Origin of the sequence: Streptomyces wedmorensis, assembly GCF_000716445.1 — a bacterium.
Classification (GTDB): Bacteria; Actinomycetota; Actinomycetes; order Streptomycetales; family Streptomycetaceae; genus Streptomyces; species Streptomyces wedmorensis.
In genome coordinates, this window is record NZ_JNWK01000018.1 from 16,745 (window position 1) to 38,259 (window position 21,515).

General features: G+C 71.2%; 16 protein-coding genes. 13 read left to right on the forward strand and 3 right to left on the reverse strand.

The window, feature by feature from the left end:
- Window positions 1-56: 56 nt before the first annotated feature.
- From OO54_RS16620 to OO54_RS16660, 9 genes are all read left to right on the forward strand, one after another.
- A complete protein-coding gene (locus OO54_RS16620) occupies window positions 57-308 on the forward strand; it encodes a YkoF family thiamine-binding protein (RefSeq protein ID WP_033204009.1) in 252 nt (83 codons plus the stop codon).
- A 44-nt stretch (window positions 309-352) separates the two neighbouring features.
- Window positions 353-691 carry a helix-turn-helix domain-containing protein gene (locus OO54_RS16625; protein WP_051786996.1) on the forward strand — a complete coding sequence of 113 codons (339 nt, stop codon included), beginning with the start codon at window positions 353-355 and terminating at the stop codon, window positions 689-691.
- Between the two features lie 155 nt (window positions 692-846).
- Window positions 847-1,389 carry a 2-oxo-4-hydroxy-4-carboxy-5-ureidoimidazoline decarboxylase gene (gene uraD / locus OO54_RS16630; RefSeq protein WP_033203903.1) on the forward strand — a complete coding sequence of 181 codons (543 nt, stop codon included), beginning with the start codon at window positions 847-849 and terminating at the stop codon, window positions 1,387-1,389.
- Window positions 1,386-1,775 carry a hydroxyisourate hydrolase gene (uraH, locus tag OO54_RS16635; RefSeq protein WP_017236881.1) on the forward strand — a complete coding sequence of 130 codons (390 nt, stop codon included), beginning with the start codon at window positions 1,386-1,388 and terminating at the stop codon, window positions 1,773-1,775. The genes uraD and uraH overlap by 4 nt, the downstream gene beginning before the upstream one ends.
- Before the next feature lie 5 nt (window positions 1,776-1,780).
- Window positions 1,781-2,704, forward strand: a complete 924-nt coding sequence (pucL, locus tag OO54_RS16640) for a factor-independent urate hydroxylase (protein ID WP_033203905.1) — start codon at window positions 1,781-1,783, stop codon at window positions 2,702-2,704.
- 69 nt (window positions 2,705-2,773) lie between these two features.
- A complete protein-coding gene (locus OO54_RS16645; RefSeq protein ID WP_033203906.1) occupies window positions 2,774-4,180 on the forward strand; it encodes a nucleobase:cation symporter-2 family protein in 1,407 nt (468 codons plus the stop codon).
- Between the two features lie 48 nt (window positions 4,181-4,228).
- Window positions 4,229-5,617, forward strand: coding sequence for an 8-oxoguanine deaminase (locus OO54_RS16650; RefSeq protein ID WP_017236878.1), 1,389 nt, complete (start codon window positions 4,229-4,231; stop codon window positions 5,615-5,617).
- 292 nt (window positions 5,618-5,909) lie between these two features.
- Entirely contained in the window at window positions 5,910-7,358 is a 1,449-nt protein-coding gene (locus tag OO54_RS16655) for a nucleobase:cation symporter-2 family protein (RefSeq protein ID WP_033203908.1), read from the forward strand.
- A 59-nt stretch (window positions 7,359-7,417) separates the two neighbouring features.
- Complete coding sequence (locus tag OO54_RS16660; protein ID WP_033203910.1) at window positions 7,418-8,209, forward strand: aspartate/glutamate racemase family protein; 792 nt, start codon at window positions 7,418-7,420, stop codon at window positions 8,207-8,209.
- A 73-nt stretch (window positions 8,210-8,282) separates the two neighbouring features.
- Here OO54_RS16660 and OO54_RS16665 read toward each other — a convergent pair whose 3' ends face one another.
- Window positions 8,283-8,900, reverse strand: coding sequence for a hypothetical protein (locus OO54_RS16665; protein ID WP_033203912.1), 618 nt, complete (start codon window positions 8,898-8,900; stop codon window positions 8,283-8,285).
- Between the two features lie 142 nt (window positions 8,901-9,042).
- Between OO54_RS16665 and OO54_RS16670 the strand changes: the two genes are divergently transcribed.
- From OO54_RS16670 to OO54_RS16680, 3 genes are all read left to right on the forward strand, one after another.
- A complete protein-coding gene (locus OO54_RS16670) occupies window positions 9,043-10,014 on the forward strand; it encodes a fibronectin type III domain-containing protein (RefSeq protein ID WP_033203914.1) in 972 nt (323 codons plus the stop codon).
- A 174-nt stretch (window positions 10,015-10,188) separates the two neighbouring features.
- Window positions 10,189-11,241 carry a beta family protein gene (locus OO54_RS16675; RefSeq protein WP_033203916.1) on the forward strand — a complete coding sequence of 351 codons (1,053 nt, stop codon included), beginning with the start codon at window positions 10,189-10,191 and terminating at the stop codon, window positions 11,239-11,241.
- Window positions 11,242-11,404: 163 nt separating this feature from the next.
- Window positions 11,405-13,213, forward strand: a complete 1,809-nt coding sequence (locus tag OO54_RS16680; protein ID WP_033203918.1) for a hypothetical protein — start codon at window positions 11,405-11,407, stop codon at window positions 13,211-13,213.
- Between the two features lie 36 nt (window positions 13,214-13,249).
- Here OO54_RS16680 and OO54_RS16685 read toward each other — a convergent pair whose 3' ends face one another.
- On the reverse strand, window positions 13,250-14,395 hold the full coding sequence (locus OO54_RS16685; RefSeq protein ID WP_033203920.1) for a GDSL-type esterase/lipase family protein: 1,146 nt from the start codon (window positions 14,393-14,395) through the stop codon (window positions 13,250-13,252).
- A gap of 257 nt (window positions 14,396-14,652) precedes the next feature.
- Window positions 14,653-16,461, reverse strand: coding sequence for a DUF2075 domain-containing protein (locus OO54_RS16690; protein ID WP_051786990.1), 1,809 nt, complete (start codon window positions 16,459-16,461; stop codon window positions 14,653-14,655).
- Window positions 16,462-17,057: 596 nt separating this feature from the next.
- Here OO54_RS16690 and pglW point away from each other — a divergent pair.
- Window positions 17,058-21,491 carry a BREX system serine/threonine kinase PglW gene (pglW, locus tag OO54_RS16695; protein ID WP_033203924.1) on the forward strand — a complete coding sequence of 1,478 codons (4,434 nt, stop codon included), beginning with the start codon at window positions 17,058-17,060 and terminating at the stop codon, window positions 21,489-21,491.
- Window positions 21,492-21,515: the final 24 nt, after the last annotated feature.

Here is a 21,515-nt window from a genome sequence, read left to right on the forward strand (position 1 = left end):
TCCCCGCAGGTCCGGGGCTCCCGTCGGCCGGATCGGGGCCGTAGTTTGGGGCCATGGTGCGTTTGAGAGTGGAGTTCACGACCGAGCCGTTCGACCTCGACGAGGCGCCGGCGCACGCGGTCGTGGCCCGTGAGGTCATCCAGTCGGCGGAACTGGACGCGGTCGACGTCGGCCCCTTCGGCAACACGGCGGAAGGCGGCGCCGACGCGGTGCTCACCGCGGTCGACTCGCTGCTGCGCAAGTCGCTCGCGGCCGGTGCCACCCGCGTCTCGCTCCAGGTCAATGTGATCGGTGAGGGGGAGAAGTGAGCGAGCATCCCTTGGTGGCGGCGGTGAAGCCCCTGGTGGACGCCATGGGCGCCGAGCTGCTCGGCCCCGCGCAGGCGGAGGCCGACGACGTCGTCCTGTCCTGGGAGGGTGAGGACGTCCTCGCCGTACGGCTGCCGCAGCTGTCCGACTCCCTCGACCACATCCTCGCGGCGATGGAGCGGCGGCACGGGATGCCACTGGCCGAACTCGACCGCAAGGCCAAGCAGGAGGTCGTCCGTCTCCTGGAGGCGCGCGGGGCGTTCTCCGTACGCCATGGAGTGGAGACGGTGGCCGGGGCACTGGGTGTCAGCCGGTTCACCGTGTACAACTACCTGAACAGGGAGACCGCCCTGAACAGGGAAAAGACCGCCAAAGGCGAGTAGTTGATCATGTGTGGCCACAAGCCGTCGCCCGGATGTCGGGACGACGGCTTTTGTGTGGCCGAGTTTTCAACAAAGTGTTGACGTTGTGTTGCGGAGGGCGTTAGCTATCCGCAGCCCGTCCGACGCACAGCGAAAAACAGCCACGGAGGCTTCCCGTGACTTCAGGAACGACACCGGGCCTCGCCCGGTTCAACACCTCGGCGGACAGCGAGGCCGTCGCCGCGCTCCACGAGGTGTGCTCCAGTTCGGCGTGGGGGAGCAAGCTCCTCGCCCAGCGCCCGTACGCCACCGCCGAAGCCCTCTTCCTCGCCAGCGACGCCGCCATGGCCGAGCTGACCGCCGAGGACCTGGCCGACGCGATGGCGGGCCACCCGCCGATCGGTCGTCCGAAGGAAGGGGACCCGACCTCCTCCCGCGAACAGAGCGGGATGGCCGGCGCCTCCGCCGAGCTCAAGGCCGAGATGCTCGAACTCAACCTGGCCTACCAGGACAAGTTCGGTCATGTCTTCCTCATCTGCGCCACCGGCAGGACCGGCGAGCAGATGCGCGACGCGGTCCGCGAGCGGATCGGAAACGCGCCCGAGCAGGAGCGGGAGATCGTCCGCACCGAACTGGGCAAGATCAACCGCATCCGGCTGACCCGTCTCGTGGAGTCCCCCGAGTCCCCCGAGACCCCCGAGGAAGAGAGCTCCGCATGAGCACCGACACCACCGCCTCGGTGTCCACGCACATCCTGGACACCAGCATCGGCCGCCCGGCCGAGGGCGTGGCCATCACGCTCGCGGCCCGCAGCGGCTCCGACGCGCAGTGGGTCACGCTCGGCGGCTCCGCCACCGACGCGGACGGGCGCTGCAAGGACCTGCCGGCGCTGCCGGAAGAAACCACCCACGTACGTCTCGACTTCGAGACCGAGACGTACTTCGCCAAGAAGCAAGCCGAGGCGCAGCAGGACGCCCCCCGCGTAAGGGACAGCGGTGCGTTCTTCCCGGAGGTGGCGATCACGTTCGCCGTCAAGCCGGGCGAGCACTACCACGTACCGCTGCTGCTCAACCCGTTCGGCTACTCCGTTTACCGAGGGAGCTAGCAGACATGCCCACGATTCTCGGCCAGAACCAGTACGGCAAAGCAGAGAACCGCGTCGTCAAGATCACGCGGGACGGCGCCACCCACCACATCAAGGACCTGAACGTCTCCGTCGCCCTCTCCGGCGACCTCGACGACGTCCACCTCACCGGCTCGAACGCCCACTGCCTCCCCACCGACACGACGAAGAACACCGTCTTCGCGTTCGCCAAGGAGTACGGCATCGAGTCCGCCGAGCAGTTCGGCATCCACCTCGCCCGCCACTTCGTGACGAGCCAGGAGCCGATCAAGCGGGCGCGCATCCGGATCGAGGAGTACGCCTGGGAGCGCATCGCCCCCTCCGACGCCAACTCCAAGTTCATCGGCGCCGACGAGGTCAACCACTCCTTCGCCCGCAAGGGCCAGGAGACCCGCGTCACCCAGATCACCTACGACGGCGAGAAGTGGGAGGTCATCTCCGGCCTCAAGGACCTCGTCGTCATGAACTCCACCAACTCGGAGTTCTGGGGCTACATCAAGGACCAGTACACCACCCTCCAGGAGGCGTACGACCGCATCCTGGCCACCCAGGTGTCCGCCCGCTGGCGGTTCAACTGGACCGACGACGAGCAGCGCATGCCCAACTGGGAGCGGTCCTACGAGCAGACCAAGAAGCACATGCTCGAGGCCTTCTCGGAGACGTACTCGTACTCCCTCCAGCAGACGCTCTACCAGATGGCCACGCGCATCATCAACCACCGCTCGGAGATCGACGAGGTCCGCTTCTCGCTCCCGAACAAGCACCACTTCCTCGTCGACCTCGAGCCCTTCGGCCTCAAGAACGACAACGAGGTCTACTACGCCGCCGACCGCATGTACGGCCTCATCGAGGCCACCGTCCTCCGCGACGGAGCCACGGCGCTGATCCCGGTCGACATGACCAACCTCTAAGCGGCATCTGAGTGACGGTCCCGCCCGCCCGCAGTCGGGCGGGGCCGCACCAGACCGGAGGGAACCTCCATGGCACAGCCTGCAATGGGGCCGGCATCCGCCGAAGGCCCGTGTTCCACCCCGCCGGACACCACCCCCCAGGTCCATCCGGTGGACGAAAAGCTCCCCGCCTCGCGGCTCGCCCCCGCGGCGCTCCAGCACATCGCCGCCATGTACGCGGGTGTCGTCACCCCTCCGCTGATCATCGGGCAGGCGGTCGGCCTCGACGCCGCCGGAATGACCCGGCTCATCGCGGCAAGCCTGCTCATCGCCGGCTGTGCCACCATCCTGCAGACCCTCGGCATCCGGCGCTTCGCCGGCAACAGGCTCCCGTTCGTCAACGCGGCCTCCTCCGCCGGCATCGCCCCGATGCTCGCCATCGCCGAGACCAGCGCCCCCGGGCACCAACTCCCCGCCATCTACGGCGCGGTGATGGTCGCCGGCGTCTTCTGCCTCGCCGTCGGACCCTTCTTCGGCAGGCTCCTGCGCTTCTTCCCGCCGCTCGTCACCGGCGTCGTCATCACCCTCATCGGGGTCACCCTGATGCCCGTGCCCGTCGGCTGGGCCCAGGGCGGCGACAAGACCGCCGCCGACTTCGGCGCCATGAAGTACCTGGCCCTCGCCGGTTTCACCCTCGTCGTCATCCTGCTCTTCCAGCGCTTCGGCAAGGGCTTCGTCAAGCAGATCGCCCTCCTGCTCGGCCTCTTCATCGGCACCCTCGCGGCCATCCCCTTCGGCATGGCGGACTTCGGCGCCCTGCGCGAGGCACCCGTCGCGGCCCTGCCCACCCCCTTCGCCTTCGGCGCCCCCGAGTTCCAGCCCGCCGCGATCCTCTCGCTCTGCATCGTGATGCTGGTCCTCATGACCGAGTCCAGCGCCGGCATGCTCGCCCTCGGCGAGATCTGCGAGCGCCGCAGCGACGGGAAGACCATCACCCGCGGCCTGCGCACCGACGGCATCGCCACCCTGCTCGGCCCCGTCTTCGGCGGCTTCCCGACCTCGGCCTTCGCCCAGAACGTCGGCGTCGTCTCGCTGACCCGGGTCCGCTCCCGGTACGTCGTCGCCGTCGCCGGCGGCGCCCTGATCGTCCTCGGTGCCTTCCCGGTCCTCGGCGCGGTCGTCTCGACGGTCCCGATGCCCGTCCTCGGCGGCGCCGGCATCGTCCTCTTCGGCTCGATCGCGGTCAGCGGCATCCGCACCCTGTCGGAAGCCGGACTCGACGACAGCTCCAACATCATCCTGGTGGCCGTCGCGCTCGGAGCGGGCATCATCCCGCTCGCCGCTCCCACCTTCTACGCCGGCTTCCCGGCCTGGGCACAGACCGTGCTCGGCTCCGGCATCAGCGCGGGCGCGCTCGTCGCCGTCCTGCTCAACCTGTTCTTCCACCATCTCGGCACCCGGAGCCGTCACACCGCTCCGGCACTCAAATCCTCCTAGGGTCCTGCCGTGCCCGAACCATCCCCGAGGAATGAAGGAAGCACCGCCATGGCAGCACCTTCGGCAGCCCAGCGCATCGTCATCGAGAACGCGGCGATCGCGACCGTCGACGCGAACGACACCGAGTACGCCTCCGGCCACCTCGTCGTCGCCGACAACAAGATCGAGTCCATCGGCGCCGGCAAGGCACCCGAGGGCCTGGAGAACGTGGTCCGCCGGATCGACGCCACCGGCCACCTGGTGACGCCCGGTCTGGTCAACACCCACCACCACTTCTACCAGTGGATCACCCGAGGTCTGGCCACCGACCACAACCTCTTCAACTGGCTGGTCGCGCTCTACCCGACCTGGTCGCGCATCGACGAGTCGATGGTCCGCGTCGCCGCCCAGGGCTCCCTGGCGATGATGGCCCGTGGCGGTGTCACCACCGCCATGGACCACCACTACGTCTACCCGAAGAACTCCGGCGACCTGTCCGGCGCCATCATCGGCGCCGCCTCCGACATGGGCGTCCGCTTCACCCTCGCCCGCGGCTCGATGGACATGAGCGAGAAGGACGGCTTCCTGCCGCCGGACTTCGCGGTCGAGACCACCGAGGGCGCGCTCGCCGCGACCGAGGAGACGGTGAAGAAGTTCCACGACGCCTCCTTCGACGCGATGACCCAGGTCGCCGTCGCCCCCTGCTCCCCGTTCTCCATCTCGACCCAGCTGCTCAAGCAGGGTGCCGAGCTGGCCCGCCGGCTCGGCGTGCGCATGCACACCCACGGCTCGGAGACCGTCGAGGAGGAGAAGTTCTGCCACGAGCTCTTCGGCATGGGCCCGACGGACTACTTCGAGTCCACCGGCTTCCTCGGCGAGGACGTGTGGATGGCGCACTGCGTCCACATGAACGACTCCGACATCGCCGCCTTCGCCCGCACCGGCACCGGCGTGGCGCACTGCCCCTCCTCCAACGCGCGCCTCGCCGCCGGCATCGCCCGCGTACCGGACATGCTCAAGGCCGGCGTCCCGGTCGGCCTCGGCGTCGACGGCACCGCCTCCAACGAGTCCGGCGAGCTCCACACCGAGCTGCGCAACGCCCTCCTCATCAACCGCCTCGGCGCCCACCGCGAAGCCGCCCTCAACGCCCGCCAGGCCCTGCGCCTCGGCACCTACGGCGGCGCGCAGGTCCTCGGCCGCGCCGACAACATCGGCTCCCTCGAAGCCGGCAAGCTCGCCGACTTCGTCCTCTGGAAGATCGACGGCCTCGGCCACTCCTCGATCGCCGACCCGGTCACCGCCGTCGTCTTCGGCGCCGCGGCCCCGGTCACCGCCTCCTTCGTCAACGGCAAGCAGATCGTCGAGAACAACCGACTGCTGTTCGCCGACGAGGACCAGATCGCGCGCGACGCGCGCGCGGAGGCCCAGCGCCTGGCCCGCATCACGGCCCAGGGCTGATCCTCCCCACGGAGTCCGACCGAGGGGGACGGCCCTCGGTCGGTCGCCGCGGACCCGAGCGGGGTCCGCGGCAGCCGGACCGGGCGGTGCCGTACGAAGAAGACGTACGGCACCCCCGGGACGGTGAGACGTGCCCGCACCCCCACCCGGCACCCGTCCCGCGCGCCCTCCTCTCCACGCGCACCCCCCGCACCACCCGCAACGAGCCGCACCTCCTGCACTTCGCACCGCATCGCACCACCTCCCTGAACCCCGCGTCACCGCCGACGTGTAACCGACCGGAGGAACCGCCGTGGCCGCCAAGCCCCAGGTTCGCAATGCACCAGACGCAGGCTCCGCCCCCGAAGACCGTGAGAAGCATCCGGTCGACGAGACGCTGCCCCCACTCAAGATGCTCACCAGCGGCCTTCAACACGTCGCCGCCATGTACGCGGGCGTCGTCGCCCCGCCCCTGATCGTCGGAGCGGCCGTCGGCCTCTCCGGCACCGAACTCACCTTCCTCACCGGCGCGAGCCTCTTCACCGCCGGCCTCGCCACCTTCCTGCAGACCCTCGGCGTCTGGAAGATCGGCGCCCGGCTGCCGTTCGTCAACGGCGTCACCTTCGCCGGCGTCGCACCGATGCTCGCGATCGTCGACACCACCGAGAACAAGGCCGACGCGCTCCCCGTCATCTTCGGCGCGATCATCGTCGCCGGACTGCTCGGATTCCTCGCCGCACCGTGGTTCTCCCGGCTCGTGCGCTTCTTTCCTCCGGTCGTCACCGGCACCGTGATCACCCTGATCGGCGTCTCCCTCCTCCCGGTCGCCTTCGGTTGGGCCCAAGGGCCCAACCCCAAGGCCGAGGACTACGGTTCGACGACCTTCCTCTCCCTCGCCGGCATCACGCTCGTCGTCGTCCTTCTGCTGCGCCGCTTCACCCGCGGCTTCCTCAAGCAGGTCGCGGTCCTGGTCGGCCTCGTCATCGGCACCCTGATCGCCATACCCTTCGGCGTCACCGACTTCACCCCCGTCACCGAGGCGGACATCGTCGGCTTCCCGTCCCCCTTCCACTTCGGCGCACCGCAGTTCGCGCTCGCCGCGATCATCTCCATGTGCGTGGTCATGCTGGTCTCCATGACCGAGTCCACCGCCGACATGCTGGCCCTCGGCGAGATCGTCGACCGGCCCGCCGACGAGAAGACCATCGCCGCCGGACTGCGCGCCGACACCCTCGGCTCCGCGATCAGCCCCCTGTTCAACGGCTTCATGTGCAGCGCCTTCGCCCAGAACATCGGCCTGGTCGCCATGACCCGGATCCGCAGCCGCTTCGTCGTCGCCTGCGGCGGCGGCTTCCTCGTCCTGATGGGCCTCTCCCCGGTCGCCGCCTCGCTCATCTCGGTCGTCCCCCGGCCCGTCCTCGGCGGCGCGGGCGTCGTCCTCTTCGGCTCGGTCGCCGCCAGCGGCATCCAGACCCTCGTCAAGGCGGGCCTGGAGAAGGACAACAACGTGCTGATCGTGGCCGTCTCCCTGGCCGTCGGCATCATCCCGATCACCAAGCCGGACTTCTACCACGCCTTCCCCGAGACCGCCCAGATCATCCTGGACTCCGGCATCTCCACCGGCTGCGTCGCGGCCGTCCTGCTCAACGTGGTCTTCAACCACCTCGGCCGCCGACGCGACGACGACGACGTCACCGCCCCCATGGAGCCGGGCGAGGAGATCTCCGGCCACCACTCCGCGAAGGCGGCGCACGTCCACTGAACTCGCTGCCCACCCCACCGCCCGCCCCGGTCCCCGCGCACGCCGCGGGGCCCGGGGCCGTGGTGCTCGTCAACCCCAACACCTCCACCGCCACGACCGCGATGATGACCACCATCGCCCGCCGCAGCCTCGACACCACACCCCCACCTCCGGCCCCGGCCACCTGCTCCCACCCGGCCCACGCCCCTGCCTCCCGCACGCACCCGGTCCACGCCCCGGCCGCCCGCACGCACCCGACCCACGCCCCCGCCGCCTGCGCGCACCCGGTCCACGCCCCGGCCGCCCTTGCCGTGCGCGGTGTGACCGTCTCCCGTGGCCCCGGCATGCTCACCGACCCGGCCGCGCTGCGGGCCGCGGCCCCCGAGGTCCTCGCCGCGGGACTGCGGGCGGTGGCCGAGGGGGACTGCGCCGCGCTCCTCGTCGCCGCGTTCGGGGACCCGGGGGTCGAGGAGCTCCGCGCGGCGACCGAGGTTCCCGTGGTGGGTCTGGGGGAGGCGGCGCTGGCCGAAGCGGCGGCGGACGGCACTCCGTTCGGCATCGCCACGACCACCCCGCTCCTCGCCGACGCCATCACCGAGCGTGTGGCGGCTCTCGGTCTGGCGGACCGGTACACGGGCCTCCGGCTCACCGCGGGCGCCCCCGAACGCCTCTCCGCCGACCCGGCCCTCCTCCTCGACCGGCTCGAACGGGCCGTCCGCGCCTGCGCCGAACGCGACGGCGCCCGGGCCGTCGTCATCGGCGGCGGCCCACTCGGCGAGGCCGCCGACGAACTCCGCGCGCGCTGCGCGATCCCGGTCGTCGCTCCGATCCCGGCGGCGATCCGCGCGATCACCCGCATGCTGACGGCCTGAAACCAGCACACGAGCGCCGTCCGAACCCGCTCCGCGGCCCGACCCTCCGCCCGGCCCGCGCCGGGTCGCCGGCTCACCGCTCCGCCGCGATGCGGCGACGGCACTCGTGGGCCAGTGCGGGGTACGCGGCGGCGATCGCCTCGTACAGCCGCCGCCGCAGCAACCGCTCGGCCTCGCCGCGGCCGGTCGCGCCGTACAGGCCGTCGAGCAGGGCTTCGTACCGTGACAGGGCGTGCCGCAGATAGCTCACCTGCCAGCGCACCAGGGACCCGGCGGGGACTCCCGGCGGAGTCTCGGGCGGGAGCGTGGGGGACCGGCGCGGGGCCGGACTTCGGCCCGTGAGGAGATGCCGGTGGCGGACGGCACGGCGCTCCAGTTCGGGGCCGGGCAGCCGGGGCACCTCGATCGGCTCGGTGCGGATCGCGGCGAGGACGGCGGCCCGTCGCCGCCGGGCGTGCGCGGCGGCGGCAGCGGAGCGGGCGGGGGACAGCACCGAGGTCTCCGCGAACTCGGGGGTCCGCTCGACGGTCTCCACCCGGGCCAGGAGGTAGAGCCGGACGGGCGCGAGGGACCAGCGGCGGGGATCGCGCCCCTGTACGTCGGGCGTGCCGAGCAGGTCCCGCACCATCGCGTCGGTCCAGCCGCGGCGGCGTACCCCGGCGAAGGTCACATAGGTCGTACGGTCCGTCATGATTCCCCCAGTCATGGTTACAGAGCGTGACCATCACAGTGAAGCGCACCCCACTGACAACGCCCTCCGTCGCAGGTCTTGCGAGGGTGTCGCCGAGTGTGCGATATAGGTCTGGACCTTTTCGACGGACGGAGGCCGGCCCGTGCAACGCCCGCTCGCCGCAAGCCTGTCGACCGCCCTCGGGTTCGCCCTGGCGCTCGTCCTCACCGCCTGCTCCGCCCCCGCCGCACCCGAGGCGAAGGACACCCGCGCCCCCACCACCCCCGCCGGCGTCACCGCGACCGCGGGCAGCGCCGGCACCGTCCACGTCATGTGGAGCGCGGCCGGCGACGACCGAGCCGTCACCGGCTACGCGGTCTACCGGGAGGGCCGCAAGGTCAAGGACCTCCCGGCGACCACCCTCATGACCGACGTCATCGGCCTCGCCCCCGCCACCTCCCACACCTTCACCGTCCGCGCCCGCGACGCCGCCGGCAACGTCTCACCCCCGAGCGCCCCCGTCACCGCGACCACCCTCCCGGCCACCGTCGAGGACCGCACACCCCCCAGCGCCCCCACCGCCCTCCGCGCCACCCCCGACGGCAGCCGCGCCGTCACCCTCCGCTGGACCCCCGCCCACGACGACACCCGGGTCACCGCGTACGACGTGTACCAGGCCGACACCCGCGTCCACACCGTCCCCGGCACCGCCACCACCGCCCACCTCACCGGCCTGCGCCCCGGCACCGCCTACGCGTTCACCGTCCGCGCCCGCGACGCCGCCGAGAACTCGTCCCCGGACAGCGCCCCGGCCGACCTCACCACCGCCCCAGCCCCGGGTGCGCCCCCCAACACCGCCCCCGAGGACCTCACCGCCACGGCCGCCAAGGGCGAGATCACCCTCACCTGGACCCCGCCGAACACCGGAGCCCCCGTCACCCACCACGAACTCCACCTCAACGGCCGCTTCGCCACCACCATCATCTGGGGCACCACCCCACCCCCCGGCCGCGCCACCTACGCCTTCCCCGTCCCCGACCTCCCGGGCACCCGCTACACCATCACCCTCCGCGCCCGACTCCCGGACGGCACCTGGGGCGACTTCTCGGCACCGCGAACGGTCGCCGTGCGCTGACCACCAGGACCCGCGGCACCGACCGCCGAGGCACGAAGCGCCGACCACCGCGTCCGAAGCGCCGACCCGACGGCGTCAACTCCGCGGACATTGGCCGGAATCGCACCCTTTCCCCGTCGACCGTCGCCCCCCACCCTGCGATCAGGGGATGCGACGGGTTGCTGGGGGGCGCCGATGACCGAGCCGACGACCGAGCCGATCTACGTACCCGCGCTGCCCGCCCGGCGGAGCGCGCTCGCCGCGTACGGCGGGCTGACGCCGGACGTCCGCGGGGCCGTCGCGCCGCTCTGGACCGTCCCGCCCCCGGGCCGTGACCCCGACGCCACCGTCCTCGGCGACCACCTGCGCCGCGCCCTCGCCGACATCGCACAGGTCCAGGGCGGCCGCCCCGCCTGGGTCGACACCTGCCATGTGGAGGGCGGGCCCCAGGCCTTCGAGGTGGGCCCGCCGCCACTGCGGCCGGTCACCGGCACCGAGCGCGCGGCGTGGCAACAGGTGGCCTGCGCCGAAGCCGCAGCCGCGGGCGGCAGCGGTCTCGGCGTCCGGGTCCGCGCGGCCCGGGCGGACGCCGACGAGCGGTGGGTGGAAGGCGTCAGCCGCCTCCTGCACCGGATCGCGTTCGCGCGCTGCCCCCTGGACCTCCTCCTCGACCTGGGCCGGGTGGTCGACGGCGCCGACCACCCCGCCCTGCACCGGGCGCTCCACGTCCTGGACCTCCTCGTGCCGCTCCACCCCTGGCGATCCGTCGTCGTGCTCGCCGGCTCCTTCCCCCGAGTCCACCCCGAGGGGTACGGCTCACCCCTCACCGAGACCGGACGGGCCGACCGGGACCTCCGCGACCTCCTGCGTCACACCATCGGCGGGCAGCGCCCCCAGCCGCTGTACGGCGACTACGGAGCGCACGACCCGGCGAGCGCCGACCGGGTCTCGGACACGGGGGACGACCCCTTCCGCGGGGCACTGCGCTACACCACCACCCGTACGTTCCTCGTGGGCGAGATACGTGCCGACGGTCCCGGCCACCACCTCTCCGTCCGCGCGCAGGCCCGCGAGATCGTCGACACCGCCGACTTCAGAGGAGCGGCCTACAGCCTGGGCGACCGCTGGCTCCAGGCCTGCGCCGACGGCAGCGGCCCGCCCGGCACGGGCCACCCGGACGCCTGGATCTGCGCCGGCCACCTCCAGCACCTGACCCACGTCGCCCGCGAACTCCGCCGAAACCCCTGACCCGCGCCACCCGCGCCCGCACCACCCACGCCCCGCCCCGTACCGCCCGAGCACCCCGCACCCCCCCGGAACCAAGCCCCGCACCCTCCGCCCGCCGCGCCGACACACCTGGTCGAGGTGCCTTGCCGCCCGGAAGGACCGGCCCGGAACTACCCTGGGAAGCGTGGCCGAGACCGTACTCACCAACACCGGGCTCGACAGGTTCCTCGAACTTCTCGACGGAACACCCGAGCGCCGGGACCCCGTGTTCACGCGCGCCGCCGAGGCGGTGCTGGGTCTTCTCTCCCTCCGGGGAGCCGACCGGGGCACGGGAGTGCCCGAACCGACACCCGGACTCGTGCGGCAGTTGCTGATGGAGGACCTGCCGACGTTCGTGTACGCGCCGCCGGGCGAACTCGCGGCGTATCCGGCGGTCCTGGGGGCGCTCGCGGCGCGGTTCGACGGCGGGCGCGGAGAGCGGGTCGCGACTGTGGTCGCGGAGGCGGCCCCCGACTTCGAGCGGGCCATGAACGACCCCGGAAACCTCACCTGGCACCGCTGGTACGCCTCGCTGCTGCGCAGTTGCGGTGCCGACCTCGGCGATGCCGAGGACGTACGGCGCAGGCTCGCCGCCCTGGACGGGGCGCCGCTCCCCGACGGGGTGCACCGGGCGGACCTGATGGGGCGGACGGCGCTGGCGGACGTCCTGCTGGCGGAGGCGCTGACCAGGGCGTACGTGAGGGACGCGGAGGCGCCGCCGCCCACGGGGCCGCTGCTCACCGACCACGCCGTCGCGACCGGCATCGGGCAGGTGGCGGCCGCGCTCCAGGACCGGTGGACCGCCGCCGGGCTCGCCGAGCAGCTCGCCGGACCGTACGCGCGGTTCGCACCGGGACCCGACGCCTTCCCCCACCTCGTGCTCGCCGACGCGCTCCTCGACGAGCACCTGGACTACTACGGGGACTCCGCCACGCCCGTACCCCCGCCGCCCGCCGTCGAGACCGGGGCGGGTCCCGGTGCGGTCGAGGCGGACGCGGACGTGCTCATCGCCGCCGTCGAGGAGCTCGCGGAGGAGGAGTTCGAGCCCTACGGGGGCGAGGCTCCGCACCTGTTGTACGTGGTCTACCAGCGCGGGTGTCTCGCGGAGTCCGTCGCCCGCAAGGCCGCCGAGTACGAGGACTGGGCCGTCGACCCGGCGCTGGAGGACCTGCCCGTGGCGGTGCCGGCGGAGGCGCCCGCGGAGTACGCGACGCCGCCCGTGCCGGAGCTCGTACGGCTCCTGGGCACGGCGGAGCTGGACGAGGCCGACCGGGCCCGGCTCGAAGGACCGGCCGGGGAGCTGGCGGCGACCGTCGACCGGCTGGCCGCCACGGGCCTGGTGTTCCGCAGTGGTGACGCCTTCGGGCTGACCCCGCGCGGCGCGGGCGTCGTGCGGTACCTGCTCGGGGTCCGCGGGGTCGCCGCGCCCGACGCCGCCCAGGCCGCCGCGTGGAGCGCGCCGGTCGTGGTCGCCGCTGCCGAGGGCTGGTCCGCGGGCGTCGCCGCGCGCGTGCTTGCCGACTGGCTCCACGCGCGCGGGGACTCCGCCGAGGCCTGGTCGGCCCTGCTCGCCGCCCTCGGTACCGTCCACGCCGGCACCGCCGAGGCGGCCGCCGTCCGGGGCCTCTTCGCCGTCCTGGACAGCGCCTCCGCCCCCGCCGACGCCCTGCGCGGAGCCCTCCGCGACCCGGTCATCGGCGCGTACGCCCTCCAGGCCCTCCGCGACCGCGACGAGCCGGCGGACGCCATCCAGGTGGGGACCTCCGCCCGCGCCCTGTACGTCCTCGACTCACTGCCCGGCAAGAAGGGCCCCCTGGAGTCCCGCCGCACCGCCTTCGACGAGGCGGCGGCCTCCTGGCCCGGCGGCTCCGCCGCCCTCGTCCGCGCGATGACGGCGGCCGACCGTCACGAAGCCCAGCGGGTCCTCACCCCCCTCGGCATCACGATGCCCTGAACCGGGCCCCCGCAGGCGCCCGGCACCTCCGGGGCCTCAGCCGGTCGTGAGGTACATGCCCGAGGCTCCCGATCCGGCGGTGTTCCGGCAGCTCCGGTTCCCCGCCGGGACGGCGTGGATGAGCGCGAGGCAGCGGCCGAGGGCCTGCTGGCCGTAGGCGTTGGGGTGCATCGACTCCTGGACGAGTCCCTGGGTGCTCTGGCTGTCGATCCAGCGCGCCCACTCGCTCGTGGTCGCGGAGGCGGGCACCGTGGAGCTCACCTGCTTGCTGGCCTTCGCGCACACCTCACGCCCCTGCAGGGCGTCCCGCAGGTCCATGAACTGCACGCCCTTCGCCGCGGCGACGCCCTTCAGCCGGTTGGCGAGCTGGGGGACCAGGGAGTCCCGCGCCCAGTCGGAGTCGGCGTTCCAGAAGGGGCAGCCGCCGGTGTTGGTACGCGTCCAGCCGCTTTCGCCGTACCGGTTGTCGGCGGCGCGGGGGATGGGCGAGGGGTACGACTGGAGGACGATCCGGTAGTCGGACGCGGCGTATCCGGCGGCGGTCATGACCGCCCGGATCTCGTCGACGGACGTGGCGACGTCCGCCATCACGCCGTCGATCTTCGCGTCGACCTCGGCCTGCTGGTCGTCGTGGCAGTACGAGTACCAGACGATGTAGTCCTTCGCGCAGGTGGCGATGATGTCGGCGAAGCCGAGGTCGTTGCCGCCGATGGAGAGCGCGATGAGCTCCACGTCGTTCGCGGCGGCCACCGCCGCGAGCTGGTCCGCCTGCGGGGACTCGCCCTTGTAGGCCTGGCCGCCCTGGGAGGCGCGGATGACGTTCTTCGTGGTCGCCCCGGAGCAGGCGAGGTTGATCAGGGAGCTCGCGACCGGTCCGGCGCTCTTCACCTCGGCGGTGTCCGAGCGGTGACAGCCGCCGGCGGTGGACCCGTACACCCGGGACGGGTCGTATCCGCTTCCGGTCCAGGCCCGGTCGGTGCCGTTGCGGCTGCCGGAGTTGGTGAGGCTGTTGCCCAGCCACCGGCCGGCCTCTCCGGAGATGTAGCTGTCGCCCATGGCGACGACGGCGGTGGGGCCGCTGCCGTTGGACGCCTGGGCGGACGGGGCGGCGACGGAGGCGAGCCCGGCGGCGGTACACAGTGCCAGGAGTGCGCGCAGCGCACGGTGGGGGGACGAAGGCATGGCTGTGCTCCTGCGGTACGCAGTGATGTGGGGGACAGCCGCCGGCGCCGGTGACATGGCGGAATCTGACACGCCCCGGCTTATTACCGCTAGGTAGCTGCATATCTCGGTTCCGTCACGTCCCCTGTCCCCCACCAGGCCCCACACCAAAGCCCCACCCCCGGAGCTGTGCGTTCACCGGGGGTGGGGCTTGTGGCGCGGCGAGCAGGTCATATGACCTGCTCGCTTCTGTTTCGCGAACTGTCCTGCGGCAGTCCTCAGCCGGAGACGAGCTCGCGCAGCTTCTGTCTGGTCTGCTCATCCGTGGAGTAGATCACTGTCCCGATCATGCCGCGTGTCAGTAGGACTTTGTACGTGTTGCGGACGAGGCGGTCGATCTCGTCGTCAGGGGTCGACCGGCTGAAGACAGGGTCCTTCGACTGCGCCCGGTCCGTCACCCACGTCCCGTCCCGCCAGACGAGGTCGGGACCGAGTATGACCCCGCTCCAGTCGTACTCGAACCCCTGTGCCGTGTAGACGCAGCCGACCTGACCGAAGCCGGCGGGGTCGGTGGCCCAGAGCGCCGACGGCGGCGCGCCGGCGACCGCGCGATCGCCGAAGACGTTCCACGGACGGGCCCAGTCGCCGATCACGACGTCGGCGGGGAGCGCCTGACCCGGGGAGGTCTCCTTCGTCCACTTCCAGCAGTACCCGGCCGACATGCGCGCGCTGTGGCCCTGAGCCCGCTTGCTGTCGAGAAAGGCCTCCATCTCGTCGGGGGTCTCGGCCACCCTGAGCTCCATCTTGTCGTCCGGGTCCCACGTCACTGGGTCGCCAGGCGACAGCCCGAGGAGGCGCAGCACCCAGCGGAGGTAGGCGGCGCTGCCGCCGCACCGGAACTGACTGTCGAGGGAGACGACCGTGCAGTCGAGGCCCTTGGTCGCGGCGGCCGCCCGGATCTGGTCGACGTTGCCCATCTCGCCCGGCCGTACGATCTGGTGCTCGTCGAGGAGGAAGACCGGAACGCGTGCGGCGTCGATGAGTTCTTCCACCTGCGGTCGGTCACTGCGCCGGCTCGCCGGGGTGTATCGATTCGCCGATGTCCTGCGCATGCGATGGGCTTCGTCGCAGAGGATGACGTCGAGCGCGTTCTTCTCGGCGGTCATGAAACTGTTGAAGTACTTGAAGAGGTCCTGCACCTCACGCTTGCGTGCCCCAGCCACCTTGCGCATCGTCTTCGTGAAGGACTGGGATCCCGTCGCGTGGAGAGTCGGCCGCCCCTGTCGGTACAGCTCACCCAGCAGCGAGAGGGCGATGACGCTCTTGCCCGTTCCGGGACCGCCGGTGACCACGACGACGTTCTTGCGGTCCGCCTGGGCGGCATGGCGAACCGCGCGCATCACGGTCTCGTAGGCAACGCGCTGTTCGTCCAGAAGTACGAACTGCTCCCTTTCGCGCACCTCTTGGGCGGCGACGGCCATGAGTGTCTTCGAGGGGGCGGTCTTGCCGGCCAGCAGCTCGTCGGCGGCAACAGCACCACTCGTGGGTGCGAGCCGTGACTGGAGGAAGGCGATGAAGGCGCCCCGGCGCTGCTCGCTGTACAGCCTCCCCCGCTCGGATTCGCCGACCTCGTAGAGTCCTGCGATGCCGAAATCCGTGGCGTTGTGCAGGTAGGCTGCTCCCGCGATTCGCTCGGGTTTCTCCGCCAGGGCTCCGTTGAAGGAGGCGAGGTAGTCGCAGTAACCCCGCACCTGTGCGATGGGGTTGAGCACCGGCCGGGTGTAGGCGTCGACCCGACACAACAGCGGCTCCCCGTCCTCCGGTGCCGCCTGACTCCATTGCTTGAGTTCTATGACGACATAGGACGGTTCCCCGGATCCCGGGTGAACGCCGGCCAGCACCGCGTCGGCGCGCTTACTGGTCAGCGGCAGCCCGTACTCCAGGAGCACGGTCACTTCCTGAAGTCCCGCTTCGACCAGCACGCTCATCAGGGCGGGCAGGCTGCGTTCCCACGACTTGACCTCAGCCGCGTTCGGTTTGTGTCCGTGATCGTGCGTGAACTGTTCCGCCAGTCGCTGGGACAGCATGCCGTTCAGTCCCTGAGCTGCGGCGTTGGCGACGGAATCACGAATCAAGGTGTGGGCTCCCAAGTACGGCGATAAGGAAACGGGGTGCGAGGACGCGCACGGGGGCGTCCGGGACTCCGCGGACGGTCGGGGTGTCGGCCAGGACTGTCGTGGTGCGGTTCTCCACGAGGGCTCGCGCCCTTGAATCGGAGTGCTGGAATCCAGGCGGAAGCGAATCGTTTCTCTGTATTCGGGCACGGGGCCGGCAGCGCTCTGGCCGATGCGGGCGACGTTTCAGGCGCGAGGGGCGCCGTGCGGCGCTGTGCCCTCATGGGTGCGGCCCTGCAGGCAGCAGGGGCGGGACGAGACAGGCCCCGGGGTGTGAGCGGCTACGGCTCGACGTGCAGGCATGCGTGCTCTCCCTACGGTGGGGGCGTGGTCCGACTTCGACAGCCCGGCGGGTTCCGTAAATAGCCCGGGATGCTAGCACGCCCTGTAATGTCCATGGCCATAGGCTTGTGGGGAGTGAGCCGCTCGCGAAGCGGCTGCCTCGGGTAAGGTCGGTGACCTGCAGCCTTGCGCCTCATGGCGTACTGAATCACCGCGGAGGTCGGACCGTGACGGCAGCTGGTACGCCGGCGACGCCCAAGCCAGGGATGCCGCGCAAGGAGCGTTGGTTCCAGCCCCGCCGGTCCGCTCACACCTGGGAACAGGAAGGGCTCGACCACATCCGGCAGTTGATGCCGTCGGCCGAGCCGTATCGAGCCTGGGCCACGTTCTCCTTCACCGCAGCCTCCGGGCGCACCAACGAGTGCGACCTCTTCATCGCCGTCCCCGGAGGCCTCTATCTCCTCGAGCTCAAGGGACACCCCGGCCGCGTCGTCAATCATGGAGACACCTGGCAGTTTCATGCAGACCGGGTGCGCACCCTCAAGAATCCTCTGCATCTGACCGATCTCAAATGCAAAGAGCTGAAGGGGCAGTTGGAGCGGGCGGCTCGGTCGATGGGAGTCGACCCGCGGCGCGTCCCCTTCATCAAACCCGCAGTCTTCCTCCACGACTCCGGGCTGGTCGGCGGACTTGACGAGTTCCAGCGGATCAACGTCTACGGCCGCAACGACGGTGCGAGCGGCCTGGGCAGAATCTGGGACGACCTGCTCGGCAAGCCGCCGGAGCGGGAGAGCTGGCGCATCACCCCGCAGTCCTCGCAACTGCTCGAGCAGCTGATGCAGAAGATCGGCATCAGCCACTCCACCGCCCATTTGCGTTTCGGTGACGACTGGAAACTCGAGCCGAGCGTGCTCGACGCCGGTCCCGGCTGGGAGGACCGTCTCGCGGTCCGCGTCGACGGCCTTGTCCAAGAGGAGGGTCGGGTCCGGATATACCTCGTCGAGCAGATGGCCGGCGAGGCCGCCCGGCGGGCCGCGGATCGAGCTGCCCGCCGCGAGTACCAGGTACTGCAGGGCATTACCCACCGAGGCATCGCCCAGGCTGCCCAGATTCATCAGCATCAAGGCGGTCCGGCGATTCTTTTTCGCCATCGCCATTCGGATCTGCGGCTCGACGCCTACCTGGCGGCATACGGCGGCAAGCTCACACCCGAGGTCCGACTCGACCTCGTGCGCCAGCTGGCCGAGGCCCTCCGCTACGCGCACAATCGGTCGCTCTATCATCGGGCCCTGTCAGCCCGATCGGTGTACGTCTCGGCCAAGGAAGACGGCTCCGCTCCGGCCGTACGCATCACCGACTGGCAGACCGCCGCACGTGACTTCGAGACCACGTCGATGCGTTCGATCGGAGACACGTCGCTCGACGGAGGGCTGATCGAGGACTCCGCCCAGGTCTACCTGGCCCCGGAAACAGACCAGGAGTTCGCCGACCCTGTCGATCTCGACCTCTTCGGGCTCGGCGCCGTCTCCTACCTGATCCTCACGGGGGAGGCGCCTGCCCCTCAGCGCAGTGCCCTGATCGAAAGGCTGTCAGCCGAGGGCGGACTGCACCCGTACGCCGTGGCCGACGGACTCTCGGACAGTCTTGACGACCTGATCTACCGGGCCACCCGCGCCGAGGTCGTGGACCGGCTGCCCGGAGCCGACCGCTTTCTCGACCTCCTCGACGAGGCTGAGCAACAGGCCGCGACCCCGGACCAGCCCGCGACGGTGGAGACCGATCCGCTGACGGCACTCCCCGGCCAGCCCGTGGACGAGGTCTGGACGGTCAAGCGGGTCCTCGGGACCGGCGCCACCGCACGGGCACTGCTGGTCGAGCGAGTGGTCGAGGAGCCTGTCGGGCCCGATGACAAGACCGTCGTCGTGGAGCGGGTCTTCAAGGTCGCGCTCGACCAGGACAAGGACGCACGGCTTTACGCGGAGGCGACCGCCCTCAAGACGGTGGGCGGGGGTCGGATCATCCGGCTGCTCGAGGAGCCGAGGGAGATCGCCGGCCATACCGTTCTGGAACTCGAGTACGCGGGGGAGACCTCCCTGGGCGCGCGACTGCGCGGCGAAGGGCGTCTCACCTACGATCAGTTGGAGCGGTACGGCAACGACCTGTTCATCGCGCTCGACCAGCTTGCCGCCAAGGGCGTGCGGCACCGCGACATCAAGCCGGACAACCTGGGGCTGCACAAGCGTGACGACGGCTCGTGGGAGCTGCTGCTGTTCGACTTCTCGCTGGCCGACGCGTCCGAACGAGACATCACCGCCGGAACACGCGGTTACCTCGACCCGTTCCTCGGCAGCGCGCGCCGCTCGCTCTACGACGACCACGCCGAGCGGTACGCGGCCGCCGTGACGCTGCACGAGATGGCTTCCGGCGAGCGGCCCGTGTGGGGAGACGGTCAGAGCGATCCTCGAGTGAGCGAGGACGTGGAACTGTTCGTCGCCGCCGAGCTGTTCGAGCCCGGGCTTCGTGACGGGCTCACCGCGTTCTTCCATCGCGCGCTGCACCGTGACGTCGACCGACGCTTCGACACGTTCAAGCAGATGGAGGACGCCTGGCGGCAGATCTTCCGTACCGCCGACTCCGCGAAGCCGGTCACCACTCCTGCCACCGTGGGCGCCCTGACGGCGACCACGGAGGAAGCACGCGAGACCGCGGCGGCGGCGGCAGAGCCGACCACGGCCCTGGACGCGGCCGGGCTCTCCCCGCGAGCCGTCTCCGTCGCCAACGGTCTGGGCGCGGTGACGGTCGGCGAACTCCTCGACGTGCCCCCGCACACCATCGCCCGCGCGCGAGGTGCGGGCACACTCGTGCGCAGGGAACTGAACCGGCGCCACAAGCAGTGGACCGCGATGCTCAAGCGCCCGACCGTGACCTCGGAGCGCCCCGCAACTGCGCTGGAGACAGCCCTTTCCGATGCTCTGGCATCCACGCCGCAGGACGAGGCGCGGCTGATCGCCAACGAGTCGGTCGACTCTCTGGCCGCCAGACTCGCTCCGGGCCCCGCACGGAAGGGCAACCTGCGCCCCGACGTCGTACGCCTGACTCTGGGGCTGCCTCGCACCAAGGAGGAGGGAGGCGACCTCTCTCCCCTCGGTTCCTGGCCGCCGCAGACGCTGATCGCCAAGCACCTCGGCAGCAGCCAGCCCACCGTGTCCCGGCACCATGTCGCGGCGATCGAGGAGTGGTCCACCACCGGCTGGATCACGCACGTCCGGGACGAGCTGGTCCAGATCCTGGCCCAGGCGGGCCGCGTGATGACCGTCCAGGAAGCCGCGGCCGAGCTTCGCGTACGCCATGGCGCCGGCGACGACACCGCCGAGCGAACGCTGGCGAAGGCACTTGCCGTCGTCCGCGCGGCGGCGGACGCCGAGGCACTGCAGCGGGGCAACGAGCAGGATCCGCGGCTCGAAGTGCTGCGCCGGGGGTCCCGTGTGCTGCTCGCGCTCGACTCCCTGCCCGGCACCGACGATCCCACTCCGCAGGAGCTGGCCGACTATGCCGCGGCACTCGGCGCGGCCGCCGACCGGATGGCCGCGGAGGACCCGCTGCCGGGCCGGGCCACGGTCGTACGGACCCTTCGGGAGGTGCCTGCGCCGGAGGGCATGACCCCGCTGGCCGACACCCGCCTGGTCGGGCTGGCGGCCGTGGTGTCGCAGGATGCCTCCGCGTCGCCGCGACTGGAGATCTACCCCAAGGGGCTCGGTCTTGCCCGCGCCATTCGCATCTCTCAGGCGGTAGCCGGTGTCCGCCGTGAGGTCGGCCTCTCCATCGGCGAGCTCATCGCCCGGGTCAAGGCACGCTTCCCCTCCCTGCCCCTCTCGGAAGCGCCCACGCACATCGAGATCGAGGACGCGCTTGCCGAGGCGGGATTCCCGCTGGAGTACGACACCGTACGCAAGCGTTTCTTCCCCCCGGCGGTCGAGGGGACCCGCTGGACCAGCTCCACCTACACGCGTACGAGCGTGCTCGTAGCGGAAGCACGGTCGGCGGTGGCCGCGGGCCGCGATCCGCAGGCCGTCGTGCGCGCCAAGCTGACGGGGGCCGCCGAGCGCGGAGGCTTTCTGGCCCTCACGCTCAAGGGTGCGGACCTGCCGGGCACAGCAGCCGCTCTGACAGAGGAGTTCGGCCTGACCGCGGTGGATTTCAACGCCGAGTTCCTCGCGGCCTTCCGGGCGCTGGCCGTGGAACTGGGGACCGACTGGACCAAGGTCCTGCGCGCGGACGCCGCCTTCACCAGCGGAGGCGAGCTGAAGCCCGGACTGCGCTCCTACGTCCAGCGGGTCACCGATCGGCTGGCGGATCAGTTCACCACGCGGGCCGAGGAAGCGGGCCCCAGGGCGGTGCTCTTCTTCCACAACGCGAGCCTGCTGGCACGTTACTTCGACGGCGGCGGACACGACCTGCTGGTGAACCTTCAGCAGGCCGCCCGGCGCCCTGCGCAGCTTCCGCACGGTCTGTGGTGGCTGTGCCCGATGGAAGACCCCAAGCAGACACCGTCGTTGGACGGACGCACGGTGGAAGTCGTCGACCGCGCCACCGAGTGGACGCTGCTCGACTCGCTGTTCCTGAAGAGGCTCAAGGAGGAGAGCGCGGGCGAGGAGCGCTGAAGATGCGTGTGGTCGACAACGGGT

What these genes read in the sequence shown, in the direction of transcription:
- uraH (WP_017236881.1), top strand. Translation starts at nt 1,386, where the DNA reads ATGAGCACCGACACCACCGCCTCGGTGTCCACGCACATCCTGGACACC.
- pucL (WP_033203905.1), top strand. Translation starts at nt 1,781, where the DNA reads ATGCCCACGATTCTCGGCCAGAACCAGTACGGCAAAGCAGAGAACCGC.
- OO54_RS16675 (WP_033203916.1), top strand. Translation starts at nt 10,189, where the DNA reads ATGACCGAGCCGACGACCGAGCCGATCTACGTACCCGCGCTGCCCGCC.
- OO54_RS16645 (WP_033203906.1), top strand. Translation starts at nt 2,774, where the DNA reads ATGGCACAGCCTGCAATGGGGCCGGCATCCGCCGAAGGCCCGTGTTCC.
- OO54_RS16650 (WP_017236878.1), top strand. Translation starts at nt 4,229, where the DNA reads ATGGCAGCACCTTCGGCAGCCCAGCGCATCGTCATCGAGAACGCGGCG.
- OO54_RS16665 (WP_033203912.1), bottom strand. Translation starts at nt 8,900, where the DNA reads ATGACGGACCGTACGACCTATGTGACCTTCGCCGGGGTACGCCGCCGC.
- OO54_RS16690 (WP_051786990.1), bottom strand. Translation starts at nt 16,461, where the DNA reads ATGCTGTCCCAGCGACTGGCGGAACAGTTCACGCACGATCACGGACAC.
- OO54_RS16685 (WP_033203920.1), bottom strand. Translation starts at nt 14,395, where the DNA reads ATGCCTTCGTCCCCCCACCGTGCGCTGCGCGCACTCCTGGCACTGTGT.
- OO54_RS16625 (WP_051786996.1), top strand. Translation starts at nt 353, where the DNA reads ATGGGCGCCGAGCTGCTCGGCCCCGCGCAGGCGGAGGCCGACGACGTC.